This window comes from Deinococcus sp. QL22 (assembly GCF_023370075.1).
GTDB lineage: Bacteria > Deinococcota > Deinococci > Deinococcales > Deinococcaceae > Deinococcus.
The window spans coordinates 1853952-1871750 of sequence record NZ_CP097149.1 but is presented as its reverse complement, the minus strand read 5'-3'; the positions used below and the strand labels follow the sequence as shown (position 1 = coordinate 1871750).

At 62.0% G+C, this 17799-nt stretch carries 22 protein-coding genes; 7 read left to right on the top strand and 15 right to left on the bottom strand.

What is annotated here, in order from left to right:
• The first annotated feature begins 118 nt into the window (after positions 1-118).
• Complete coding sequence (locus M1R55_RS09350) at positions 119-955, top strand: CAP domain-containing protein (RefSeq protein WP_249391535.1); 837 nt, start codon at positions 119-121, stop codon at positions 953-955.
• A 77-nt stretch (positions 956-1032) separates the two neighbouring features.
• Here the strand turns inward: M1R55_RS09350 and M1R55_RS09345 are convergent, their stop codons facing one another.
• The gene (locus M1R55_RS09345; RefSeq protein WP_249391534.1) at positions 1033-2595 is read right to left on the bottom strand and encodes an acyl-CoA carboxylase subunit beta; all 1563 of its coding nucleotides are present in this window, start codon (positions 2593-2595) and stop codon (positions 1033-1035) included.
• Between the two features lie 167 nt (positions 2596-2762).
• Between M1R55_RS09345 and M1R55_RS09340 the strand changes: the two genes are divergently transcribed.
• Positions 2763-3347, top strand: coding sequence for a helix-turn-helix domain-containing protein (locus M1R55_RS09340; RefSeq protein ID WP_249391533.1), 585 nt, complete (start codon positions 2763-2765; stop codon positions 3345-3347).
• Between the two features lies 1 nt (position 3348).
• Positions 3349-3885: a GNAT family N-acetyltransferase gene (locus M1R55_RS09335; RefSeq protein ID WP_249391532.1), complete on the top strand. Its 537-nt coding sequence runs from the start codon at positions 3349-3351 to the stop codon at positions 3883-3885.
• 155 nt (positions 3886-4040) lie between these two features.
• Here M1R55_RS09335 and xpt read toward each other — a convergent pair whose 3' ends face one another.
• The 7 genes from xpt to M1R55_RS09300 all read right to left on the bottom strand — a co-directional run bounded on the left by xpt (position 4041) and on the right by M1R55_RS09300 (position 8318).
• Positions 4041-4622: a xanthine phosphoribosyltransferase gene (xpt, locus tag M1R55_RS09330; protein WP_249391531.1), complete on the bottom strand. Its 582-nt coding sequence runs from the start codon at positions 4620-4622 to the stop codon at positions 4041-4043.
• A gap of 204 nt (positions 4623-4826) precedes the next feature.
• Entirely contained in the window at positions 4827-5777 is a 951-nt protein-coding gene (locus M1R55_RS09325) for a quinate 5-dehydrogenase (protein ID WP_249391530.1), read from the bottom strand.
• Between the two features lie 113 nt (positions 5778-5890).
• The gene (gene rplS, locus M1R55_RS09320) at positions 5891-6376 is read right to left on the bottom strand and encodes a 50S ribosomal protein L19 (RefSeq protein ID WP_249391529.1); all 486 of its coding nucleotides are present in this window, start codon (positions 6374-6376) and stop codon (positions 5891-5893) included.
• A gap of 153 nt (positions 6377-6529) precedes the next feature.
• On the bottom strand, positions 6530-6934 hold the full coding sequence (locus M1R55_RS09315) for a hypothetical protein (RefSeq protein WP_249391528.1): 405 nt from the start codon (positions 6932-6934) through the stop codon (positions 6530-6532).
• A gap of 74 nt (positions 6935-7008) precedes the next feature.
• On the bottom strand, positions 7009-7557 hold the full coding sequence (locus M1R55_RS09310) for a hypothetical protein (protein ID WP_249391527.1): 549 nt from the start codon (positions 7555-7557) through the stop codon (positions 7009-7011).
• A gap of 81 nt (positions 7558-7638) precedes the next feature.
• Positions 7639-7899, bottom strand: coding sequence for a hypothetical protein (locus M1R55_RS09305; RefSeq protein WP_249391526.1), 261 nt, complete (start codon positions 7897-7899; stop codon positions 7639-7641).
• Positions 7900-7901: 2 nt separating this feature from the next.
• Entirely contained in the window at positions 7902-8318 is a 417-nt protein-coding gene (locus M1R55_RS09300; protein WP_249391525.1) for a helix-turn-helix domain-containing protein, read from the bottom strand.
• Positions 8319-8406: 88 nt separating this feature from the next.
• On the opposite strand from M1R55_RS09300, the gene M1R55_RS09295 reads away from it, so the two are divergent.
• Positions 8407-9027 carry a nitroreductase family protein gene (locus M1R55_RS09295; protein WP_249391524.1) on the top strand — a complete coding sequence of 207 codons (621 nt, stop codon included), beginning with the start codon at positions 8407-8409 and terminating at the stop codon, positions 9025-9027.
• Positions 9028-9132: 105 nt separating this feature from the next.
• Positions 9133-9552 (top strand): VOC family protein, encoded by a 420-nt coding sequence (locus tag M1R55_RS09290; protein WP_249391523.1) that lies wholly within the window; start codon positions 9133-9135, stop codon positions 9550-9552.
• Between the two features lie 14 nt (positions 9553-9566).
• Here M1R55_RS09290 and M1R55_RS09285 read toward each other — a convergent pair whose 3' ends face one another.
• The 5 genes from M1R55_RS09285 to M1R55_RS09265 form a co-directional block, all read right to left on the bottom strand.
• Positions 9567-10376, bottom strand: a complete 810-nt coding sequence (locus tag M1R55_RS09285; RefSeq protein WP_249391522.1) for a metal ABC transporter permease — start codon at positions 10374-10376, stop codon at positions 9567-9569.
• A 144-nt stretch (positions 10377-10520) separates the two neighbouring features.
• The gene (locus tag M1R55_RS09280; RefSeq protein WP_249391521.1) at positions 10521-11243 is read right to left on the bottom strand and encodes a metal ABC transporter ATP-binding protein; all 723 of its coding nucleotides are present in this window, start codon (positions 11241-11243) and stop codon (positions 10521-10523) included.
• Positions 11244-11322: 79 nt separating this feature from the next.
• Positions 11323-12219, bottom strand: a complete 897-nt coding sequence (locus tag M1R55_RS09275) for a metal ABC transporter solute-binding protein, Zn/Mn family (protein ID WP_249391520.1) — start codon at positions 12217-12219, stop codon at positions 11323-11325.
• Entirely contained in the window at positions 12216-12461 is a 246-nt protein-coding gene (gene rpmB, locus M1R55_RS09270; protein ID WP_249391519.1) for a 50S ribosomal protein L28, read from the bottom strand. Before rpmB ends, M1R55_RS09275 begins: the two co-directional genes overlap by 4 nt.
• 64 nt (positions 12462-12525) lie before the next feature.
• Complete coding sequence (locus M1R55_RS09265; protein WP_249391518.1) at positions 12526-13605, bottom strand: GTP-binding protein; 1080 nt, start codon at positions 13603-13605, stop codon at positions 12526-12528.
• A gap of 30 nt (positions 13606-13635) precedes the next feature.
• Here M1R55_RS09265 and M1R55_RS09260 point away from each other — a divergent pair, with 30 nt between their 5' ends.
• Positions 13636-14112, top strand: coding sequence for a hypothetical protein (locus M1R55_RS09260; RefSeq protein WP_249391517.1), 477 nt, complete (start codon positions 13636-13638; stop codon positions 14110-14112).
• Positions 14113-14117: 5 nt separating this feature from the next.
• Here M1R55_RS09260 and M1R55_RS09255 read toward each other — a convergent pair whose 3' ends face one another.
• On the bottom strand, positions 14118-14765 hold the full coding sequence (locus M1R55_RS09255) for a hypothetical protein (protein WP_249391516.1): 648 nt from the start codon (positions 14763-14765) through the stop codon (positions 14118-14120).
• Positions 14766-14917: 152 nt separating this feature from the next.
• Here M1R55_RS09255 and treS point away from each other — a divergent pair, with 152 nt between their 5' ends.
• Positions 14918-16588 carry a maltose alpha-D-glucosyltransferase gene (gene treS, locus M1R55_RS09250; protein ID WP_249391515.1) on the top strand — a complete coding sequence of 557 codons (1671 nt, stop codon included), beginning with the start codon at positions 14918-14920 and terminating at the stop codon, positions 16586-16588.
• A gap of 74 nt (positions 16589-16662) precedes the next feature.
• Here the strand turns inward: treS and glpX are convergent, their stop codons facing one another.
• The gene (gene glpX / locus M1R55_RS09245) at positions 16663-17700 is read right to left on the bottom strand and encodes a class II fructose-bisphosphatase (RefSeq protein ID WP_249391514.1); all 1038 of its coding nucleotides are present in this window, start codon (positions 17698-17700) and stop codon (positions 16663-16665) included.
• Positions 17701-17799 lie beyond the last annotated feature (99 nt).

Here is a 17799-nt window from a genome sequence, read left to right as displayed (position 1 = left end):
ATCAGATTTTCCACATAGGTCACATGCTTGGCCTACTGTACGGTCTTAGAGCGAATGTGAGAGATGAGAGGTTTAACCTCACGCCAGCAACAGGAGGAGCACACTCTAATGGCAGCACATGCACAAGCCTCTGCCTTTCGGCCAACACCTGCGCTCGTCTGCTGCCCCGGCGGCTTTTCTTCTTCTTGCGCTCACGCTGGCGGCCTGTGGAACTACGCCCAATTCGGGGCCACCTCCGGCTGAGGCTCCGGCGATTGCGGGCAGCCTGAACGCACAGGCCAGCGCCGGAACCCTTGTAGTGGGGCAGACCCGCCAACTGACCGTGACCGTGAGTGGCCGCGCCCCGCAACCCGGCGAACTGACATGGACGACGGGCAATGCGGCTGTCGCCACCGTGTCTCAAACGGGCCTCGTGACCGCCACAGGAGCCGGAAGCACCACCATTCGCACGGCGCTCTCCTCCAATCCCAGCGCGTTTATAGACTTCACGCTGACCGTGACGGCGGCTGGAACCACGCCCGCTCCGGCCCCCGCGCCCACCACCGGAACTTTTGCCCAGCGCGTGCTGACCCTGACCAACGCCGCCCGCGCTCAGGCCCGCACTTGCGGCAGCACCAGCTTTTCCGCCGCCGCGCCTGTAGCCGCCAACGCCCAATTGACGCAGGCCGCGCAGGGCCACGCCGCTGATATGGCCGCCCGCAACTACTTCAGCCACACCAGTCAGGATGGCCGCACGATGGCTCAGCGTATTACGGCCACCGGGTACGCCTGGCGCAACATTGGGGAAAACATTGCCGCCGGACAGACCACGCCCGAAGCCGTAGTGGACGGCTGGCTAAAAAGCGAAGGTCACTGCCGCAACATCATGAACGCCAGCTTTACCGAACTCGGCGTGGGCTACGCGGCGGTCGGAAACTACGGCCATTACTGGGTGCAGGATTTCGGACGGCGCTAAAGCGTTTGCCTGAGAGTCAAAGAAGCCAGCCCCAAATCGCAATGGTTGAGGCTGGCTTCTTTTTGGTTTTCAGTCTCCTACAGCGGCATGTTTCCGTGCTTCTTGTACGGCCTCTCCTCCCGCTTTTCCCGCAGCATGCCAAAGGTCTGGATCAGGCGCGCGCGGGTGTCCTCCATCGGAATCACGTCGTCTATGTAGCCCTTGCTGGCTGCCACATAGGGGTTGTCGAAGGCGTCTTTGTAGTCGCGGATTTTCTCGGCCCGCATCGCTCCGGGGTCTTCTGCGTTTTGAATGTCGCGGCGGTACACGATATTGGCCGCCCCCTCCGCGCCCATCACGGCCACAGCAGCGGTGGGCCACGCATACACCACGTCCGCGCCCATATCGCGGCTGTTCATGGCGAGGTAAGCGCCGCCGTAGCTTTTGCGCGTAATCAGCGTGATTTTGGGCACGGTGGCCTCGGCGTAGGCATACAGCATTTTCGCGCCGTGCCGGATGATGCCCGCGTGTTCCTGTGCCACGCCCGGCAGGAATCCGGTCACGTCCACCAGTGTCAGGATCGGGATGTTGTAGCAGTCGCAGGTGCGAATAAAGCGGGCGGCCTTGTCTGAGGCGTCAATATTGAGCGTCCCGGCCATCACACGTGGATTGTTGGCGACGATGCCCACGCTCTGCCCGTTCAGACGGGCAAATCCGACCAGAATATTCTTGGCCCAATTCGGCTGGATTTCCAGAAATGTGCTGTCGTCCACCAGTTCATGAATCACGTCGTGCATGTCGTAGGGCCGACGCTGATCGGGCGTCACGATCTTCAGCAGGGCATCGTTGCGGCGGCTCGCGGGGTCAGAGGTAGGCTGCACAGGCGCTTTCTCGCGGGCGTTTTGGGGCAGGTAGCTCAACAGGTCGCGGATGCCGCGTAGCACGGCTTCGTCACCGTCGTATTCCAGGTGCGCCACGCCCGATTTGCGGGTATGCACGTCCGCGCCGCCCAACTGGTCAAAGGTCACGTCCTCGCGCGTCACGCTTTTGATCACTTCGGGGCCAGTGATGAACATATAACTGCTGCCGCCGCTCATCAGAATAAAGTCGGTGAGCGCCGGGGAATACACCGCGCCGCCCGCGCAGGGGCCGAGAATGGCGCTGATTTGCGGCACAGCGCCCGAATAAATCGCGTTGCGGTAAAAAATCTCGCCGTAGCCGCTGAGGGAATCCACGCCTTCCTGAATGCGTGCGCCCGCCGAATCGTTGAGTCCGATGACGGGGCAACCTGTGCGGGCAGCCAAGTCCATGACTTTGGTAATCTTGGCCGCGTTCATTTTGCCCAAACTGCCGCCCAGTACAGTGAAATCCTGACTGAACACGAAGACCTGCCGCCCGTCTATGGTGCCGCTGCCCGTGACCACGCCTTCGCCGGGAGCCTCCACGCCCTGCATCAGCCGTCCGCCCTGATGTTCCACAAAGGTGCCGAGTTCCAGAAAACTGCCCGCGTCCAGCAGCGTATGGATGCGCTCGCGGGCCGTGAGTTTGCCGCCTGCCCGCTGCTTTTTCTGGCGCTCCGGGCCGCCGCCGAGTTCCACTTTGGCGCGGCGCTGCTCCATCGTGGCGATGAGTTCCTGAAGTTCTAGGGCCAGTTGAGTCATGCCCCAATCTACCTAAACGCAGCTATCCAAACGCTCGTTAGGATCCGGGGAACAGTCAGCGGTAAAAGCAAAAGCGGTTGACCTCCGGCACGGGCGAGGCAGTTCAAGGTTCATAGCTCAGAGCCAGACCTGTCCAACTTTGGCCTGAAATCTCCTATACTATCCACATGACTCTTATATTGGACGATGCAGCGGCACAGGCTGATGCGGGGGAGCAGTTGGCCCACTGTATCCGGCTGGAGCGGGAAGCGCGGGGATGGTCACAGGCCGATCTGGCACAGCATTCCGGCGTGTCCAAGGCCAGCATCAGCAAAATAGAACGCGGTGAGATGAGTCCGACGGCGGGAACGCTGGTGCGCCTGGCGGGGGCGTATGGCCTGACGTTGGCGGGGCTGTTGCTGCGGGCTGAGGGCCACACCGGACGCCTGGTGCGGGCTGCCGATCAGCCCCGCTGGCGCGATCCCGGCTCAGGCTACGAGCGTCAACAGGTATTTATGCGCCCCGATCATCCGCTGGAAGTGGTGCGGGTCACGCTGCCGCCGCACCAGCACGTCGATTTGCCCGCTTCGTCCTATGCCCGAATTCGTCAGGTGGTGCTGCTGGAGGCCGGAGCGTTGACGGTTCAGGAAGGGCCAGAGCTTCACGAACTGGCCCCCGGAGACAGCCTCGCCTTCGGCCCGCCGCATGACGTGACCTTCCGCAATCCCGCCGCCCACCCCTGCACCTACCTCGTGGTGCTGGCCCGGAGTTGAGATGACGAACCCCACATTCCCCTTCCAGATTCGTGCCCTGAACACTGACCCAGACACCGCCGAGCAACTGTGCACGCTGCTGATTCAAACCGTTGCCAACGGAGAATCGGTGAGCTTTATGCACCCGCTGGCCCCCGAAGCTGCCGCCGAATTCTGGGCCGGATCGCTGGCCGCAGCAAGCCGGGGCGAACGCATCGTGTTGGGCGCTTGGCAGGGCGGCACACTGGTTGGCACTGTAACGCTGCTGCTGGATTTTCCACCCAACCAGCCTCACCGCGCCGAAATCGCCAAGATGATGACCCGGCTGGGCCACCGGGGAAAAGGCGTTGCCACGGCACTCCTGCAAGAAGCCGAGCAGTTGGCGGCACAGCAGGGCCGAACCTTACTGGTGCTGGATACCGCCACAGACGGAGGCGCGGCGGGCCTCTACGAAAAAATGGGCTACACGCTGGCCGGAGAAATACCCGATTTTGCCCTCAAACCCTACGGCGGACTGACGGGGACTTTGCTGTACTGGAAGCGGCTGGCGGTCGGTTGAAGGGCATCTAAGAGTCACATCTAAGAGTCAAGGGTCTGAGGGTCTAAGAAATGCGAAGGCTGTGTTGGACGTTGATTTTGGAAGCTCTGCCCACCCGTAACTTCACTGCCCAGCAACTTAGACCCTAGACCTTTAGACGCCCTCCCCAGCCGCGCCTACTGCCCCAACTCCACCACAATCCCTTCTGCCTCGCTCATACGCACAATGTTCGCCAGCGTATGAATCGGAATGTTGAGGTCGGCCAGCTTCAGGCGGCCTTCCTCGAATCCCTTTTCGATGACGCAGCCGAGGCCCAGCAACTCTGCGCCGCTGGCCCCAATGATGGTGTTCAGTGAGCGCAGCGTGCCGCCCGACGCCAGGAAATCATCGATGACGATCACGCGGTCATCTGGCCCCAGGAACTCACTGGACACGAACAGGTCTACGACGCCGCCTTTGGTGCGGCTGATGGACTGGGCCGTGTACGCAGGCTCTTTCATGGTGATGGGCTTTTTCTTGCGGGCGTACACCATCGGAATGCCCAGCACCAGCGAGGTTGCCAGCGCGGGCGCGATGCCGCTGACTTCGATGGTCAGGATTTTATTGGGGTTCAGGGGCGCAAAGTAGGCAGCGAAATGTTCGCCCATTTCACGGGTCAGGGCGGGCAAGAGTTGGTGGTTGACCAGTCCGTCTACCTTGAGGAATCCGCCCGGCAGGATGACGCCTTGTGCCCGGATAGCATCTACGAGAGCTTGCATAGGGGCAATCCTACAGGCAGAGGGGCAGCCAGACGGGACAGAAGATAGACTGTGCCGCCTGCCTTCTCGTCTGATCCCTTATACGAACTTGCTCTGATTCCCGAACATCCGCAAAAGCACCAGATGTTCGTCCATCGCCGCCAGTCCGTACTTGTTGCCACTCGCTTCGCTCGGATGATGTTCACGAATCATCGCAATTTGGTATTACAGGTCGTTGATTTCTGGCTTAAAGCCCACCTCACGCACATAGCGCAGGTATTCGGACTCGCTGAGCGCTTCTTTCTTGCCACTCAGGGCCACAAAAAACGCTTCCAGGACATTGGTGGCAAAGTTGCGGCTGCCCATGCGCGGCGTCGTGGTGATCAGGCGGGCCACGCCGCGCTCTTTCATCCATACGCGGTCTGCCTCGGTGATGGTCTGGGTCAGGATGGTTTTGCCGCTGAGGTCGTGCGGGGCATACCGTTTGGCGTAGTGGGTGTCTCCGGCGATCACGTCGGCCCAGGCGTAATAGCGGGTTCCCTTGCCTGCCACACTGCTTTCCTGCTTGGCCCCAGTGGGATAAAACCAGTCCTGCGGCAGCTTGGTGATGGCAGGCAACACCAGCCGCGCCACCCGCCGCAGCGAGGCAATGGAACGCAGCGGGCGGTCTATGTTCAGCCCGAACACGATGTCGCCGTACACGATGTCCGCGCCTGCCTGTGCCAACGCCTCGGCCATTCCGAAGCGGTCTACGGCGCTGACCATCAACACTTTCTTGGTGCGCCAGTTCATCACCGAATCAAGTTGGGCAATCGCGTCGCGCTCTAGCGTGTTTTTCAGGCCGCTGCCGTCCAGCACAGGCGTGAGCTTGGCATTCGCCACCAGCTTTTTCACGTTGCCGAAGGTGTAGCGTTTGCCGTCTGCGATCACGTAAATGTCGGCCCCGCCCAGCCCGAAGGCGTCTACGCGGCCATCGAGCGCCTGAAACAGTTCGGCGGCCTTACCTGCGTCTCCATCGGTGCCGATGCGTTCCAGAATAAAAGGCTGCGCCAGCACCGAGATCTCTTCGCGGGCGTTGCGCTTGCTGCTGCCGATAGACACGCTGACCACATGCTTGAATCCGGCAGGCGCGGGCTTCCAGTCGGCCAGCAGGGAGTCACTTTGAGTTGCGGTCATGCGGGGCATTGTAGAGCCACAGTGTTGTAGAGCCACAGTGCAGGGCAGAGGCCAAAAAAACCGCCTCCCCCGAAAGGAAAGCGGCTTGAGCAGTAAGCTCAGACTTGCTGGGTTTACTCTTGCTCGGTGCTGGAAACGTCGGCGCTGGGAGCGTCGGCCACAGGTGCGGCGGCAGCGGCAGCAGCGTCGGCTTTCTGCTGCTGGGCGCGGGCGGCGTCCTTCATCACGCGGCTGCGGTCGTTCTTGATGCGTGCAGCCTTGCCGCGCAGTTCGCGCAGGTAGTACAGCTTGGCGCGGCGAACCTTGCCGCGTTCCAGGATCGTCACTTTGGCGATCAGGGGCGTGCTGTAGGGGAACACACGCTCCACGCCTTCGCCGAAGCTGATCTTGCGAACCGTGAAGCTCTTGCGGCTGCCCGAACCGTTGATGGCGATAACAACGCCTTCAAAGGCCTGGTTGCGGGTGCGGGTGCCTTCTACAACTTTGGTTTCCACGCGGATAGTGTCGCCGGGGCGGAAATCAGGCAAGTCGTCTTTGATGTGGGGCTGCTCGACGGAACGCAGAATTGCGCCACGGTTCACTTTTACAATAGCGGTCATGAAAACTCCTTCGGTCAGCGGACTGCCCCACAGTCCCGCTGTACGGGCAGAGGCATTCATGAACCTACGCTGGCGGCCAATCCTGGCAGACCAAACTTTAGAAGTATAAACGGTGCAGAGGCCGGGGGCAAGTCCGGCCTGAAAGAGCCCACCTTACGGCCCGCTGCCCCGCGCCAGCACACCGCCGTCCTCATCTGTCAGCGCAAAAGCGTAGGCCTGTGCCGTGAGCCGAATCCACTGCACCCGCTGGTCTATGCAGGAATCGGGCAGCATCAGGCGGGCAGGGGTGGGATATATGCCGTCGATGCTGTCTCGCCGGAAGGTTTCCAGCGTGCGTGCGAGGTCGTTGGCACAGTTCTGGGCGGCGGCGCGGGCCATAAATCCTTCTGGGGTAGAGGCAGCAGGAGCCTTGGCCTGGGCCTGCCGCAACGCTTTCACTTGCTGCTCTAGCGCCGAAAGTCGCGCTGCCAACCGCGCATTCTCGCTGCGGGCCTGCCGATCCTGACACCCCACCAGTCCAACCGAGAGCAGTACCACCGCACCTATCCGAACCCACATCACAGGCGGCAGGCTAGCGCGGGCATGGGGTATGGGCGTGAGATAAACGCAGTGTTGTGGGCTTGACCAGACCTTTAGGGACTGTTGCCCGATCCATCCGGGTTGATAGCGGGCGTGACGGCAGGCGCGACTTCATCCAGCCGCAGCAACTCCCGCAATTCAGCCAGTGCGGCGCGTTCCTTGTCATTCACCAGTTCGCCGCCGATGCCCAAGAATCCGCCCTCTTTGGCAGCTTCGGCAGTGCGCTGGGCCACCGTCATCAGAAGATTCTTGTAGGCCACAGAATCCTCTAGGCTGGCTTTGGCACTGACCAACCAGATCGCCTGCCGTACAGCTTCCAGCCCTTGCTGGCGGGCCTCGTCCATGTTGCGGGCGCGGTCTGGCTGGGGCATGGTTTTCGGGTCGGTGGGCTTGCCCATCAGGTCGGCTGCCATCGCTTCCAGCAGCGGCGTGCGCCCCGGCCCGCTGACTTGCTCGCGGATCGCGTCGCCAATGGCGCGGGCTTCGGCCACAATGCCCGTGATCCCACTGGGACTGGCCGCCACGATCACTGCTCCAGCCCGTCCGGGGGCGGTCATGACCTTGAACCATTCTTCCGGCGTAAAGCTGTCTTTAAGACTCATGCGGTCAGGTTAAGCGCCGCGCCCCCCTGCTGTATGGGCGAGCATGACGGGAGTGTAAAGGAGCGTTTATCTAGAGAGCGTTTATGTGTCGTCGGCCCTGTGCGCGTCAGCTCTGTGCCCATCAATTCTGTGCCCGCCAAAATCAAAGGTCACGGGTTCGGTCTCTTCCGGCAGCACGCGCTCATCGGGGGTCAGGCCGTGCCCGCCAAAGATGCCCCGCGCCGCCAGGCCCTCGCCCCACGGGTCGCCGTACTGCTTATCACGCTGCACCAGTGGCCTAATAAAAAAAGCTGCCACGATCAGGAGAACGGGCAGCACGATGAAGAGGAGAATGGCGGTCATGGTCAGACCGTTGACCCACAGCCAGCAGAGGCTTCCGACTTGCCCTCATCTTCGTGCAGGTGCTCGCGTGCCCACATATCGATGGCCTGAATCACGCCCTGCAATTCGCGTCCAGCGGGCGTCAGGGAATACACGCTGCGGGCCAGTTTGCCGTGCGTGTCCTCGGTGCGCTTGCCGATCAGGGCCAACGTTTCCAGGTGTTCCAGGCGTTGCGTGAGGGTGGCGCTGTTGCAGCCGCCCACCGCACGGGCCAGTTCGTTGAAGCCTTTTTCGCCGTCCAGCAGCGCCCGGACAATGTGCAGCACCCATTTTTCCTGCAATACACCGATGGCACGGTAAACAGGGCAAAATCCGGCGGGGACAGCGGTGGCAGCCGCGCCACTGGGGGCAGCGACCTGCGGAGGCGCGGCAAGAGTCATGACAGTACTTTACACCTAAACGCCGGACACACTGCGGCGCAGATTACACCGCTTGACAATGTAAAGCACTTGCATTATTGTTCTTCCTATGACCGCTACGACCACCCGCCCCGCCACCGTCACCGAAGCCATCGAGACCCGCCGCAGCATTCGTAAGTTTGTGCAGGAACCCATTCCCGCCGCCGACCTGCACGAAGTCCTGCGCCTTGCCAGCCTTGCCCCCAGTGCGTGGAATGCCCAGTCGTGGCGCTTTGCCGTGATTCAGAACCCAGAGGTGCAGGCCAAGTTGCAAGAAGCGGCCTACGGACAGGGCCAGATCACCAACGCGCCCGCTGTAATCGTGGTCTACAGCGACATGGAAGACACCCTGAACACCGTGGAAGAAACTGCCCACCCCGGCATGGGTGACGCGGGACGCACCGGCCAGCGCAACACCTTCGACGGCGTGTTCGGCGGGCAAGAAGTGGCCCAGCGCGGCGCGTGGGGTCTGTCTCAGGCCAACATCGCCTTCGGCTTCATGATGGTCGCCGCACGCGGCCTCGGCTACGACACCGTGCCTATGCTCGGCTTCAACCCCGAACAAGTCAAAGACCTCCTCGGCCTGCCCGCCCACGTGCAGATTGCTGGCCTGCTGCCCATCGGCAAGCGCGCCGAAGAAGGCTTTCCCCACCACCGCCACAGCGTCGAGCGCATCACCAAGTTCTACTGAGTTTGACGCAAATCAAACCTTCTCCGTTGGCCGCCTCCTTTGTGGGGCGGTTTTTTTGGCTACAAGATGAGGGCTGGCTCTTTCTGAAGATGACAGAATTGCCCCATGCCCCTGACCTTCAATTACGTCTCGTTTGTGGTGGCCGACCTGGAGCGCAGCCTAGACTTTTACCGCACGCTGGGGCTGCCGATTCCCGCTGGAGCGCATTTGAATTCGGAGGGCGGGCCGGAACAACACGTGGAAATTGACCAGAACGGCCTGCGAATCGCGTGGGAAACAGAAGACTTGGTGCAGCGGGTGTATCCGGGTTGGGTGGCTCCGCCAAAAGGTCAGGCCCGCATAGGAGCGGCGCTGGAAGCGGGCACTCCGGCAGAGGTAGACGCGGCGTGCGAACGGTTGCAGGCGCAGGGCTACGAGGTAGAAACCGCGCCCTACGACGCTTTTTGGGGCCAACGCTACGCCACTGTGACCGACCCGGACGGGAATAGCGTGGACGTTTTTGCCTGGTTGGAAGGCCAAGGCTGACGTCCTCTCCCCTATCAGTCTCGCTTGCGGAAAGCCAACGCCGACAAAAACAGCGCCGTGTTGACCAGCACGATGGTCGCGCCGGGAGCCGTGTTCACGTAATAGCTGAGATACAGACCCACCACGCCGCCCAACGTGCCCAGCAGGGCGGCCAACCCGATCATGGTACGGAGGCTGCGCGACAGCAGGCGGGCCGAGGCGCTGGAGGTAATCAGCAGGCTGACGCTGAGGGTCGTGCCTACCAACTGCACGGTCAGCACGACCACCAACCCGATCAGAATCAGCAGCAAGCTCTCCAGGCGGCGCACCGGAAGGCCGATGGCGCGGGCCTCGGTGGGGTCGAAGGACGCCAGCAGGAGTTCCTTTTGCATGGCGGTGAGGATGGTGCCGACGACCAGCGTGACCGCCAATGCGCCCCACAAGTCGGCTGGGGTAACGCCCAATGGGTTGCCGATCAGGAAGTTGCTGAGGTCGGTGGTAAAGGTGGGCGCGCGCGACAGCATCACCACGCCCAGCGCGAACATGCCCACGAACACGATGCCGATGGCGCTGTCTTGCTTCAGACCACTCTGCCGTCCCACTGCGCCGATGCCCAGAGCCGTGAAAACAGCAGCGATCAGCGCACCTACCAGCAAATTTCCGCCCGCCAAAAAGGCCCCGACGATGCCGGGAAATACGGCGTGGCTCATGGCGTCGCCAATGTAGCTGAGGCCGCGCAGCACTACCCACACGCCCACCAAGGCGCACAGCACACTGACCAGCACGACAGCCAGCAGCGCCCGCACGAAAAATCCGAATTGCAGGGGGTCAGTCAGCCAGTCCATGAATGTGCCTTGTGGTGGGGAACGCAGTTGAGTTGGTCGGGGCTTGGTCTAAGGGTCTAAGGGCAAAAGCACAGAACCTCTGGGGGGTGGTTGTTCTCAGACCCTCAGACCCTTTGACCCTTTGACCATCTCTTCCCGCCCCCATCAGGCTCCCGCGTGGGTGTGGCCCAGATGACTGCTGCTGAAGGTGGCTTCTATGTTGCGCGGCGTATACACCTCGTCGGGGGTGCCATCGGCAATGATGCGGCGGTTCACCAAAACCAGATGGTCGCACCATCGCCGTGCCTGCTCCAAGTCGTGCGTAACCATGACCACGGCGCGGCCCCGGTCTGCCTGTGCCCGCAGCAGGCCCATCAATTGCTCCTGCGTGGCGGCGTCCACTCCGGTCAGAGGTTCATCCAGCAGCAGCAGATGGCCGTCGCGGGCCAGCATCCGGGCCAGCAGCACCCGCTGACGCTGCCCCCCGCTGAGTGCGCCGATATGACGGCCCCGCAGTTCGTACACGCCCGTTTCCTTCAGGGCCGCCACCACCCGCGCCCGGTCAGCTTTGCTGGGCCAGCGCAACCAGCCGAGGCGTCCGGTGCGGCCCATCATGGCGACGTCCCACACGGTTACGGGAAAGCCCCAGTCCAGCGTTTGCTGCTGCGGCACGTAAGACACGCAACTCTGGGCAGTGTGACCAGCATCGAATCGCACGCTGCCGCTGGGGTCGGGCAAGAGGCCCACCATCGTCTTCAGCAGGGTACTTTTGCCCGCACCGTTAGGGCCGATCACGGCGCTGAATTGGCCCGCCTCGAAGCGCACTGTGGCGTCTTCCAGCGCCGTATGGGAACCGTATTGCACGGTCAGATGGTCTACGCCCAGCATCCGGCCAGCATAGCGCGTGCAGGGTGATAATGCGAAGGCGGAATCAAGATGCACAGCAAGACAGGCAGGCGGCGGGAGATTACTTCAGCGCCTTGACCATCGTATCTACGTTGAAGCGGAAGGCGTTGAGGTAGCTGTCGCCCACGCTGCCTTTTGGCCCCAGCGCGTCGGTGTAGAGGGCCGGGGCAATGGTAATGCCCGTTTCGCGGGCCAGCGTTTGGGCCAGGCGGGCATTGACGGTGTTTTCGGTAAAAATGACGCGCACGCCGCTCTTTTTAACCGTCTGGGCCAGGCCCGCCAACTCCCGCGCACTCGGCTCGCGCTCGGTGCTGATGCCCGGAATCACGGCCCCCACGATCTTCAGGCCGTAGCGTTCGGCCAAGTAATGCAGGGAGTCGTGGTTGGTCACGATGGTGCGGCGGGCCACCGGAATCCGGGCAAACTGCGCTTTGGCGTAGGCGTCGGCGGCGCTCAGCTGCTTCAGGTAGGTGGCGGCGTTGTTGGCGTATACGGTTTTTCTGGCAGGATCGAGCGCGGTCAGGGCCACCCGCACATTCCGTACGTATCCGGCCACCAACGCCGCATCCCACCACGCATGGGGGTCGAACGCGCCGTGCTCCTCTTCCCCGGCATGGTCGTCGTGGCCTTCTTCGCCCGCCTCATGCAGTTTCAGACTGTTGGTCAGCGTGACCACCCGTACCCCCGGCGCAGAGGCCGTCAGTTTGGGCAGCCAGGGCTCCAGCCCCGCGCCGTTGATGAACAGGGCGCGGCTGCCCGCCAGCGCACGAATCACGGCAGTAGACGGCTGAAAAGTGTGGGTGTCGCCGCCCGCAGGCACGATCACATTGACCGACACCCGGTTTCCGCCGACCACACGCACAAAATCAGCGAGGATGGTGGTGGTGGCGCTGACGCTGAGGGGCGCAGCCTGAGCCGTCCCCAGTGCCAACGCTCCGGCAAGAAGGAGAATCTTCATGCGAGTTCCACGCCCGGAAAGCCGCCTTTTTCCAGCGTGCGGATGGCGTGGGCGCTGAGCCACACGGTCTTTTCTACGCCCTGCTCCCGAATGGCTTTCTTTTGTAGGTTGGCTTTCTGGGTGCGCTTGGTCACGCCCGTCACTTTGCGGCCCACCCCGCCCGCAGCACGCGCTTTCCCCCGGCGCGTCACGGCATTCACCACGAGGTTCTTTTTTCCAGTCAGGTAACATTCACGGCTCATATTGATACATCCTTATCATATTCGGGCAAGAGAAGATTGAGAGACAGGGTGCTTTGTGCGGCTCTCACGCCTGGAGCGCCCCATCTAACAGGGCGTCTAGGGCCGCGCCGTCCAGCTCCTGGCCAATAAACACGATTTCGCTGAAGGCCTGATCCGCACTCAGCCACTCTCCGGCCTGTTCCAGCGCCAGTTGGCGGCCCGTGTGGTTCCATAAGGTCGCCACGCCGTTGCCCAGATTGATCCAGCCCTTGGAACGAATGACGTTGTGCGGCAATCCATTGGTCAGCGCCCGGTGAAAGGCGTCGGCGTCGAAGGGTTGGTCGCGGCGGTAAATGTGCGTGCCGAGGCCGTAGCTCTCCGATTCTGGCGTGTGTTCTTTTTCCAGTTCTTCCATCCAGGAATCGAGCTGACTGGCGGCTTCAAAGTCGAACAGATTGACGTTCAGCACGGCGTCGGCCTCTACCCTGCCGCGCACTGCTTCCAGCACACGGGCGCGGGGATTGGTAATGGTGACGAGTTCGCGCAACCTCTGCACGTCGTCTGCCGAGGCCAAATCCAGCTTGTTCAGCACGATCAGGTCGGCAAATTCGATCTGTTCGGCCAGGAGTTCGCCGTATCCGCGTTCCTGTTCATCGCCCGGAATGCTCTCGGAGAGGTTCCAGAGCGGGAAAAACTGCGCGGCGTCGACCACCGTGACCATCGCGTCCACATGCACGCGGCCCAACAGATTGGGAATCGGCGCTTGGCCGGGTTCAGGCTCCAGCTCCAATTCTTCGGGGGTCAGGCAAAAGCTCTGGGCAATCGGCAGCGGCTCGCCAATCCCCGTCGATTCGATCAGGATATGGTCGAGTTGGCGGGTTTCCAGCAGATCGTGAACGGCCTGCAGCAGGTCGCCGCGCAGGGTGCAACAGATGCAGCCGTTGCTGAGTTCGATGGTTTGCTCATCGGTTTTGACGACCAGACTGGCGTCTATGTTGACCGCGCCAAACTCGTTGACGATCACGGCAACGTTGCGGCCTTCCGTCTGGGTCAGCAGATGATTGAGCAGTGTGGTTTTGCCTGCACCCAGAAAGCCGCACAGGACGGTAATAGGAACGGAAACGGCGGGGGGATGGCGCGGGTCGCTGGGGGCAAGACTGGTCATATTTGATAATGATAAGCTATTATCAAATATATGGCAAGGTTCCACACCCTCCCCCGCTGCCCCCTGGCCGTTCAGTTTTGGCTACTGGGCCTGGACGCGCGGCGCGGCGACCTGACTGGCTTGGGCTACCGGAAAACTCCGATGCCGACGGGCAGCAGTGCCTACACTCTCAATTTCATAAATCGGCACAGCCTGACGCTGCACAGCACGGGTCTCACCCTCTCCTTGCCGGAAGGCGAATTGAACTACGAGCGGCGCACCGGGCGTTTTACGCTGGACAACCCCACCTTGGGCGCTCAGCTGATTGTGCCTGCACGGGGCCGCGAACTGGCCCGCCCCTTCCTGCACCACCACGAGGCCCAGATTCTTTGCACACACGGCCCCAACTGGCGCGAGTTTCAACTCAGACTCTATGCGCTGCCCGCCCCGATTCGGCGCACGCTTCCGCACTGGCAGGCGTATATGCAGGGGCTAGAGGCGCAGACGTGGCGATCAGAGCAGGTTTGACACCATCAATTCATCTGCTCTGGGTCAGCGATCGGCGCATACTTCGTATCCTCTAAAAACCAGAAGCCCATCCGGTTCCGCTGCTCCATTGCCTTCCGAAAAGTGGCATTGAGGAACGGATCGACGGCTGCCCGCCGAGCGATCACGTGGGCGACCGCCAAGGTCTGTTCGGCATCCAAACTTGACCAATTGGGCCAGTGTTCAGTGTGAAGCACGCGGACATTCAACTTATTGTCGTCATCGGCATAGACTGGAGACTCTGCTTCCAGCTGCAGCACCATGCGCCGCACCCCCGAATCGTTAGCGCGTTGCCACAGAAGATGGAGGTCTGCAAAATTGCTGTCGCTGTGCAGGACACACACTGCCATTCCGTCAAGCACAGGGGCAGAAATGGGCACGCTCCCCTCACTCTCTTTCGACTGCTCCGGCAGAAAGACCGTGCGGTATTTGCCGGGGCGTCTGCCCATCGGGGCCTCTTGCTGAACCAGCAGGCCCGCTCGCAACAACGTAGGAAGGGCGCGGCCCGCCGTGCTGCCCAATGCGGCCTCTAAGCTGCGAACGCTGTGGTGGCCGGGATATTGATGGATATAGAGCCACACCAGCTTGCTTGTTGCGGGCAAGGGGCGCAGAGCAGCAGGCAACGACTTGTCCATGTATAAATTCTTACATTATTTGAGGTGAACTAGTTCACGTCGTGTAGGTCACTTGCCCAGATCGCGGAAGGGGGCGCGTGAGACGGGCAGTGCAGACGAGTGCCCATCCTCTCCCCCCAGCCCCCCCTTCTGAATCGGTTAAACTCGCGCTCATGACGCAGCCCGTATCGACTCCCGCGACTTCCGAATGGTACAAAAGCGCCGTCTTTTACGAACTGTCTGTGCGAACCTTTGCAGACGGCAACGGCGACGGCAAGGGCGATTTTCCGGGCCTGACCGGACGGCTGGACTACCTGAAGACTCTGGGTGTGGACTGCCTGTGGCTGCTGCCCTTTTACCCCAGCCCACTGCGCGACGACGGCTATGACGTGGCCGATTACGTGGGCATTCACCCCGATCTGGGCACGATGGACGACTTCAAGGTGTTTCTGCGAGAAGCCCATGCACGCGGCCTAAAAGTGGTGGGCGACCTCGTGACCAACCACACCAGTTCCGACCACGCCTGGTTTCAGGCGGCGCGGCGCGGCCCGGTGCTGCCCGACGGCACGCCCAACGAGTACCACGATTACTACGTCTGGAGCGACACCGGCACCGAATACAGCGGCGCACGCATCATTTTTACCGACACCGAAACCAGCAACTGGACGAAAGACGAGCAATGTGGGCGCTACTACTGGCACCGCTTTTTTGGCAACCAGCCCGACCTGAATTACGACAATCCCAAGGTGCAGGAAGAACTGCTGACCGCCGCCCGCTTCTGGCTGGATTTGGGTCTGGACGGCTTCCGGGTAGACGCCGTGCCGTACCTGATCGAGCGCGAGGGCACCAACTGCGAAAACCTCCCCGAAACGCACGACATCCTGAAGGGCATGCGGCGCATGGTGGACACCGAATACCCCGGACGCCTGCTGCTGGCCGAGGCGAACCAGTGGCCCGAAGAAGTGGCGGAATATTTCGGCACCGACGCCGACCCCGAATTCCATATGTGCTTCAACTTTCCGGTGATGCCGCGCCTGTACATGAGCCTGAAAAAGGAGGACACGACTTCCATCCGCGAAATCATGGGCCGGATGCCCGCCATTCCCAAGTTTGGACAGTGGGCCACGTTCCTGCGCAACCACGATGAATTGACGCTGGAAATGGTGACGGACGACGAGCGCTCGTTCATGTACGCCGCCTACGCACCCGACACGCGCATGAAGATCAATGTGGGCATTCGCCGCCGCCTCGCGCCGCTGCTGGACAATGACCGCCGCCGCATAGAACTGCTGAACACCGTGCTCCTGGCCCTGCCCGGCAGCCCGATCCTGTACTACGGCGACGAGATCGGCATGGGCGACGATCTGACCCTGGCTGACCGCAACGGGGTTCGCACGCCCATGCAGTGGAACGCGGGCATGAGCGGCGGCTTTTCTACGGCCACGCCCGACCAATGCTTCTTTCCCCCCATTGGCGACCCGGTGTACGGCTACCAGCGCGTGAACGTGAACAGTCAGGAACGCGACCCCAGCAGCCTGCTGAAATGGACGGCCCGCCAGCTGGAACTGCGCCGCGCCCACCCCGCTTTTGCACACGGCGACCTGACCTTTGTGGACACGGCAAACCCGGCAGTGTTGGCCTTCATTCGCCAGCACGAGAACGAAACCCTGCTGATCGTGAGCAACTTTGCAGGCAACGCGCAGGCGGCCACCCTCGACCTGACCGACTTTGTGGGCCGCACGCCCGTCACGTTGGCCGGAGCCAGCCCCTTCCCACCAGTTACAGAAGCCGCGTACCCCATGACATTGGGCAAATACGATTACTACTGGATGCGCCTGAACTAGGGCAGGCCACAAGTGAACAGGGGAATGTGGGCAAATGTGAGCCCACATTCCCCTGTCTTCGTTTCAACTGCTCTCTAAATCCGAATTGTTACCCGCGCCCCGTCATCCTCCAGATGCACGGAATCTATGAAGCGCACCACCCGCGTGGCGTAGCCCATGACCAGCGTATGGGTGCGTGCCCCGCCGCCGAATCGCCGCACACCGTTGAGGAGTTCGCCGTAGGTAATCCCGGTGGCGCTGAAGACCATCTGGTTGCCGGGGGCGAGGTCATTGGTCTTGTACACGCGGCCTTCTTCCACGCCCATGGTCTTGAAGCGTTCGCGCATGGCGTCGTCTTCGGCAATGAATTTGCCCTGAATCTCTGCACCCAAACACTTCAGGGCCGCCGCACTCAGCACGCCTTCGGGTGCGCCGCCTGACCCCATCAACGCGTGAACGCCTGTGCCCCGCACGCCTACCGCGAGGCTGGCGACCACATCGCCGTCACCGATCAGCTTGACCCGTGCGCCCGCGCCGCGTACCCGGCTGATCAGGTCGGCGTGGCGTTCCCGATCCAGAATCGTAATCAAGAGGTCTTCTACATTGCGTTCCAAGCTCTGGGCAATCACGCTGAGGTTGGCTTCTACAGGCCAGTCGATGTTGACGCGGCCCGCTGCCGGGGGCGGCACCACCAACTTGTCCATGTAGCAGTCGGGCGCGTGCATCAGGCCGCCGCGCTCGCTGAGGGCGATGACCGCCAGACCGTTGGGCAACCCCTTGGCCGTGACCACCGTACCCTCTACCGGGTCTACGGCAATGTCTACCTCGTATTTGCCCTGCCCCACCTGCTCCCCGATGTATAGCATGGGGGCTTCATCCATCTCGCCTTCCCCGATAACAACAGTGCCGCGAATATCCAGACTGTTGAGGAGTTGGCGCATGGCCTCGGTGCCCGCCGCATCCACGGCGTTTTTGTCGCCCATGCCGACCCAACGGCTGGCCGCCAACGCCGCCCCCTCGGTCACGCGGGCGGTTTCCAGCACCAGCGCATGCTCGAAGTGGGCGTGATCCGCGCTGGCCCCCGCCGCCCCGCCCTGACCCGATCCACGTTGCCCCGCCTTCTGTGCAGTCATACCTGACCGTAACACGCCGCAGCCAAAAAGCCGCGCTGGGAGCGGTTCCATTGAGTGTACGTGTGTGAGGGACGGATCAGATGATGTGCAGGGAACTGG

What these genes read in the sequence shown, in the direction of transcription:
- M1R55_RS09350 (WP_249391535.1), top strand. Translation starts at nt 119, where the DNA reads ATGCACAAGCCTCTGCCTTTCGGCCAACACCTGCGCTCGTCTGCTGCC.
- M1R55_RS09345 (WP_249391534.1), bottom strand. Translation starts at nt 2,595, where the DNA reads ATGACTCAACTGGCCCTAGAACTTCAGGAACTCATCGCCACGATGGAG.
- M1R55_RS09340 (WP_249391533.1), top strand. Translation starts at nt 2,763, where the DNA reads ATGACTCTTATATTGGACGATGCAGCGGCACAGGCTGATGCGGGGGAG.
- M1R55_RS09335 (WP_249391532.1), top strand. Translation starts at nt 3,349, where the DNA reads ATGACGAACCCCACATTCCCCTTCCAGATTCGTGCCCTGAACACTGAC.
- xpt (WP_249391531.1), bottom strand. Translation starts at nt 4,622, where the DNA reads ATGCAAGCTCTCGTAGATGCTATCCGGGCACAAGGCGTCATCCTGCCG.
- M1R55_RS09325 (WP_249391530.1), bottom strand. Translation starts at nt 5,777, where the DNA reads ATGACCGCAACTCAAAGTGACTCCCTGCTGGCCGACTGGAAGCCCGCG.
- rplS (WP_249391529.1), bottom strand. Translation starts at nt 6,376, where the DNA reads ATGACCGCTATTGTAAAAGTGAACCGTGGCGCAATTCTGCGTTCCGTC.
- M1R55_RS09315 (WP_249391528.1), bottom strand. Translation starts at nt 6,934, where the DNA reads ATGTGGGTTCGGATAGGTGCGGTGGTACTGCTCTCGGTTGGACTGGTG.
- M1R55_RS09310 (WP_249391527.1), bottom strand. Translation starts at nt 7,557, where the DNA reads ATGAGTCTTAAAGACAGCTTTACGCCGGAAGAATGGTTCAAGGTCATG.
- M1R55_RS09305 (WP_249391526.1), bottom strand. Translation starts at nt 7,899, where the DNA reads ATGACCGCCATTCTCCTCTTCATCGTGCTGCCCGTTCTCCTGATCGTG.
- M1R55_RS09300 (WP_249391525.1), bottom strand. Translation starts at nt 8,318, where the DNA reads ATGACTCTTGCCGCGCCTCCGCAGGTCGCTGCCCCCAGTGGCGCGGCT.
- M1R55_RS09295 (WP_249391524.1), top strand. Translation starts at nt 8,407, where the DNA reads ATGACCGCTACGACCACCCGCCCCGCCACCGTCACCGAAGCCATCGAG.
- M1R55_RS09290 (WP_249391523.1), top strand. Translation starts at nt 9,133, where the DNA reads ATGCCCCTGACCTTCAATTACGTCTCGTTTGTGGTGGCCGACCTGGAG.
- M1R55_RS09285 (WP_249391522.1), bottom strand. Translation starts at nt 10,376, where the DNA reads ATGGACTGGCTGACTGACCCCCTGCAATTCGGATTTTTCGTGCGGGCG.
- M1R55_RS09280 (WP_249391521.1), bottom strand. Translation starts at nt 11,243, where the DNA reads ATGCTGGGCGTAGACCATCTGACCGTGCAATACGGTTCCCATACGGCG.
- M1R55_RS09275 (WP_249391520.1), bottom strand. Translation starts at nt 12,219, where the DNA reads ATGAAGATTCTCCTTCTTGCCGGAGCGTTGGCACTGGGGACGGCTCAG.
- rpmB (WP_249391519.1), bottom strand. Translation starts at nt 12,461, where the DNA reads ATGAGCCGTGAATGTTACCTGACTGGAAAAAAGAACCTCGTGGTGAAT.
- M1R55_RS09265 (WP_249391518.1), bottom strand. Translation starts at nt 13,605, where the DNA reads ATGACCAGTCTTGCCCCCAGCGACCCGCGCCATCCCCCCGCCGTTTCC.
- M1R55_RS09260 (WP_249391517.1), top strand. Translation starts at nt 13,636, where the DNA reads ATGGCAAGGTTCCACACCCTCCCCCGCTGCCCCCTGGCCGTTCAGTTT.
- M1R55_RS09255 (WP_249391516.1), bottom strand. Translation starts at nt 14,765, where the DNA reads ATGGACAAGTCGTTGCCTGCTGCTCTGCGCCCCTTGCCCGCAACAAGC.
- treS (WP_249391515.1), top strand. Translation starts at nt 14,918, where the DNA reads ATGACGCAGCCCGTATCGACTCCCGCGACTTCCGAATGGTACAAAAGC.
- glpX (WP_249391514.1), bottom strand. Translation starts at nt 17,700, where the DNA reads ATGACTGCACAGAAGGCGGGGCAACGTGGATCGGGTCAGGGCGGGGCG.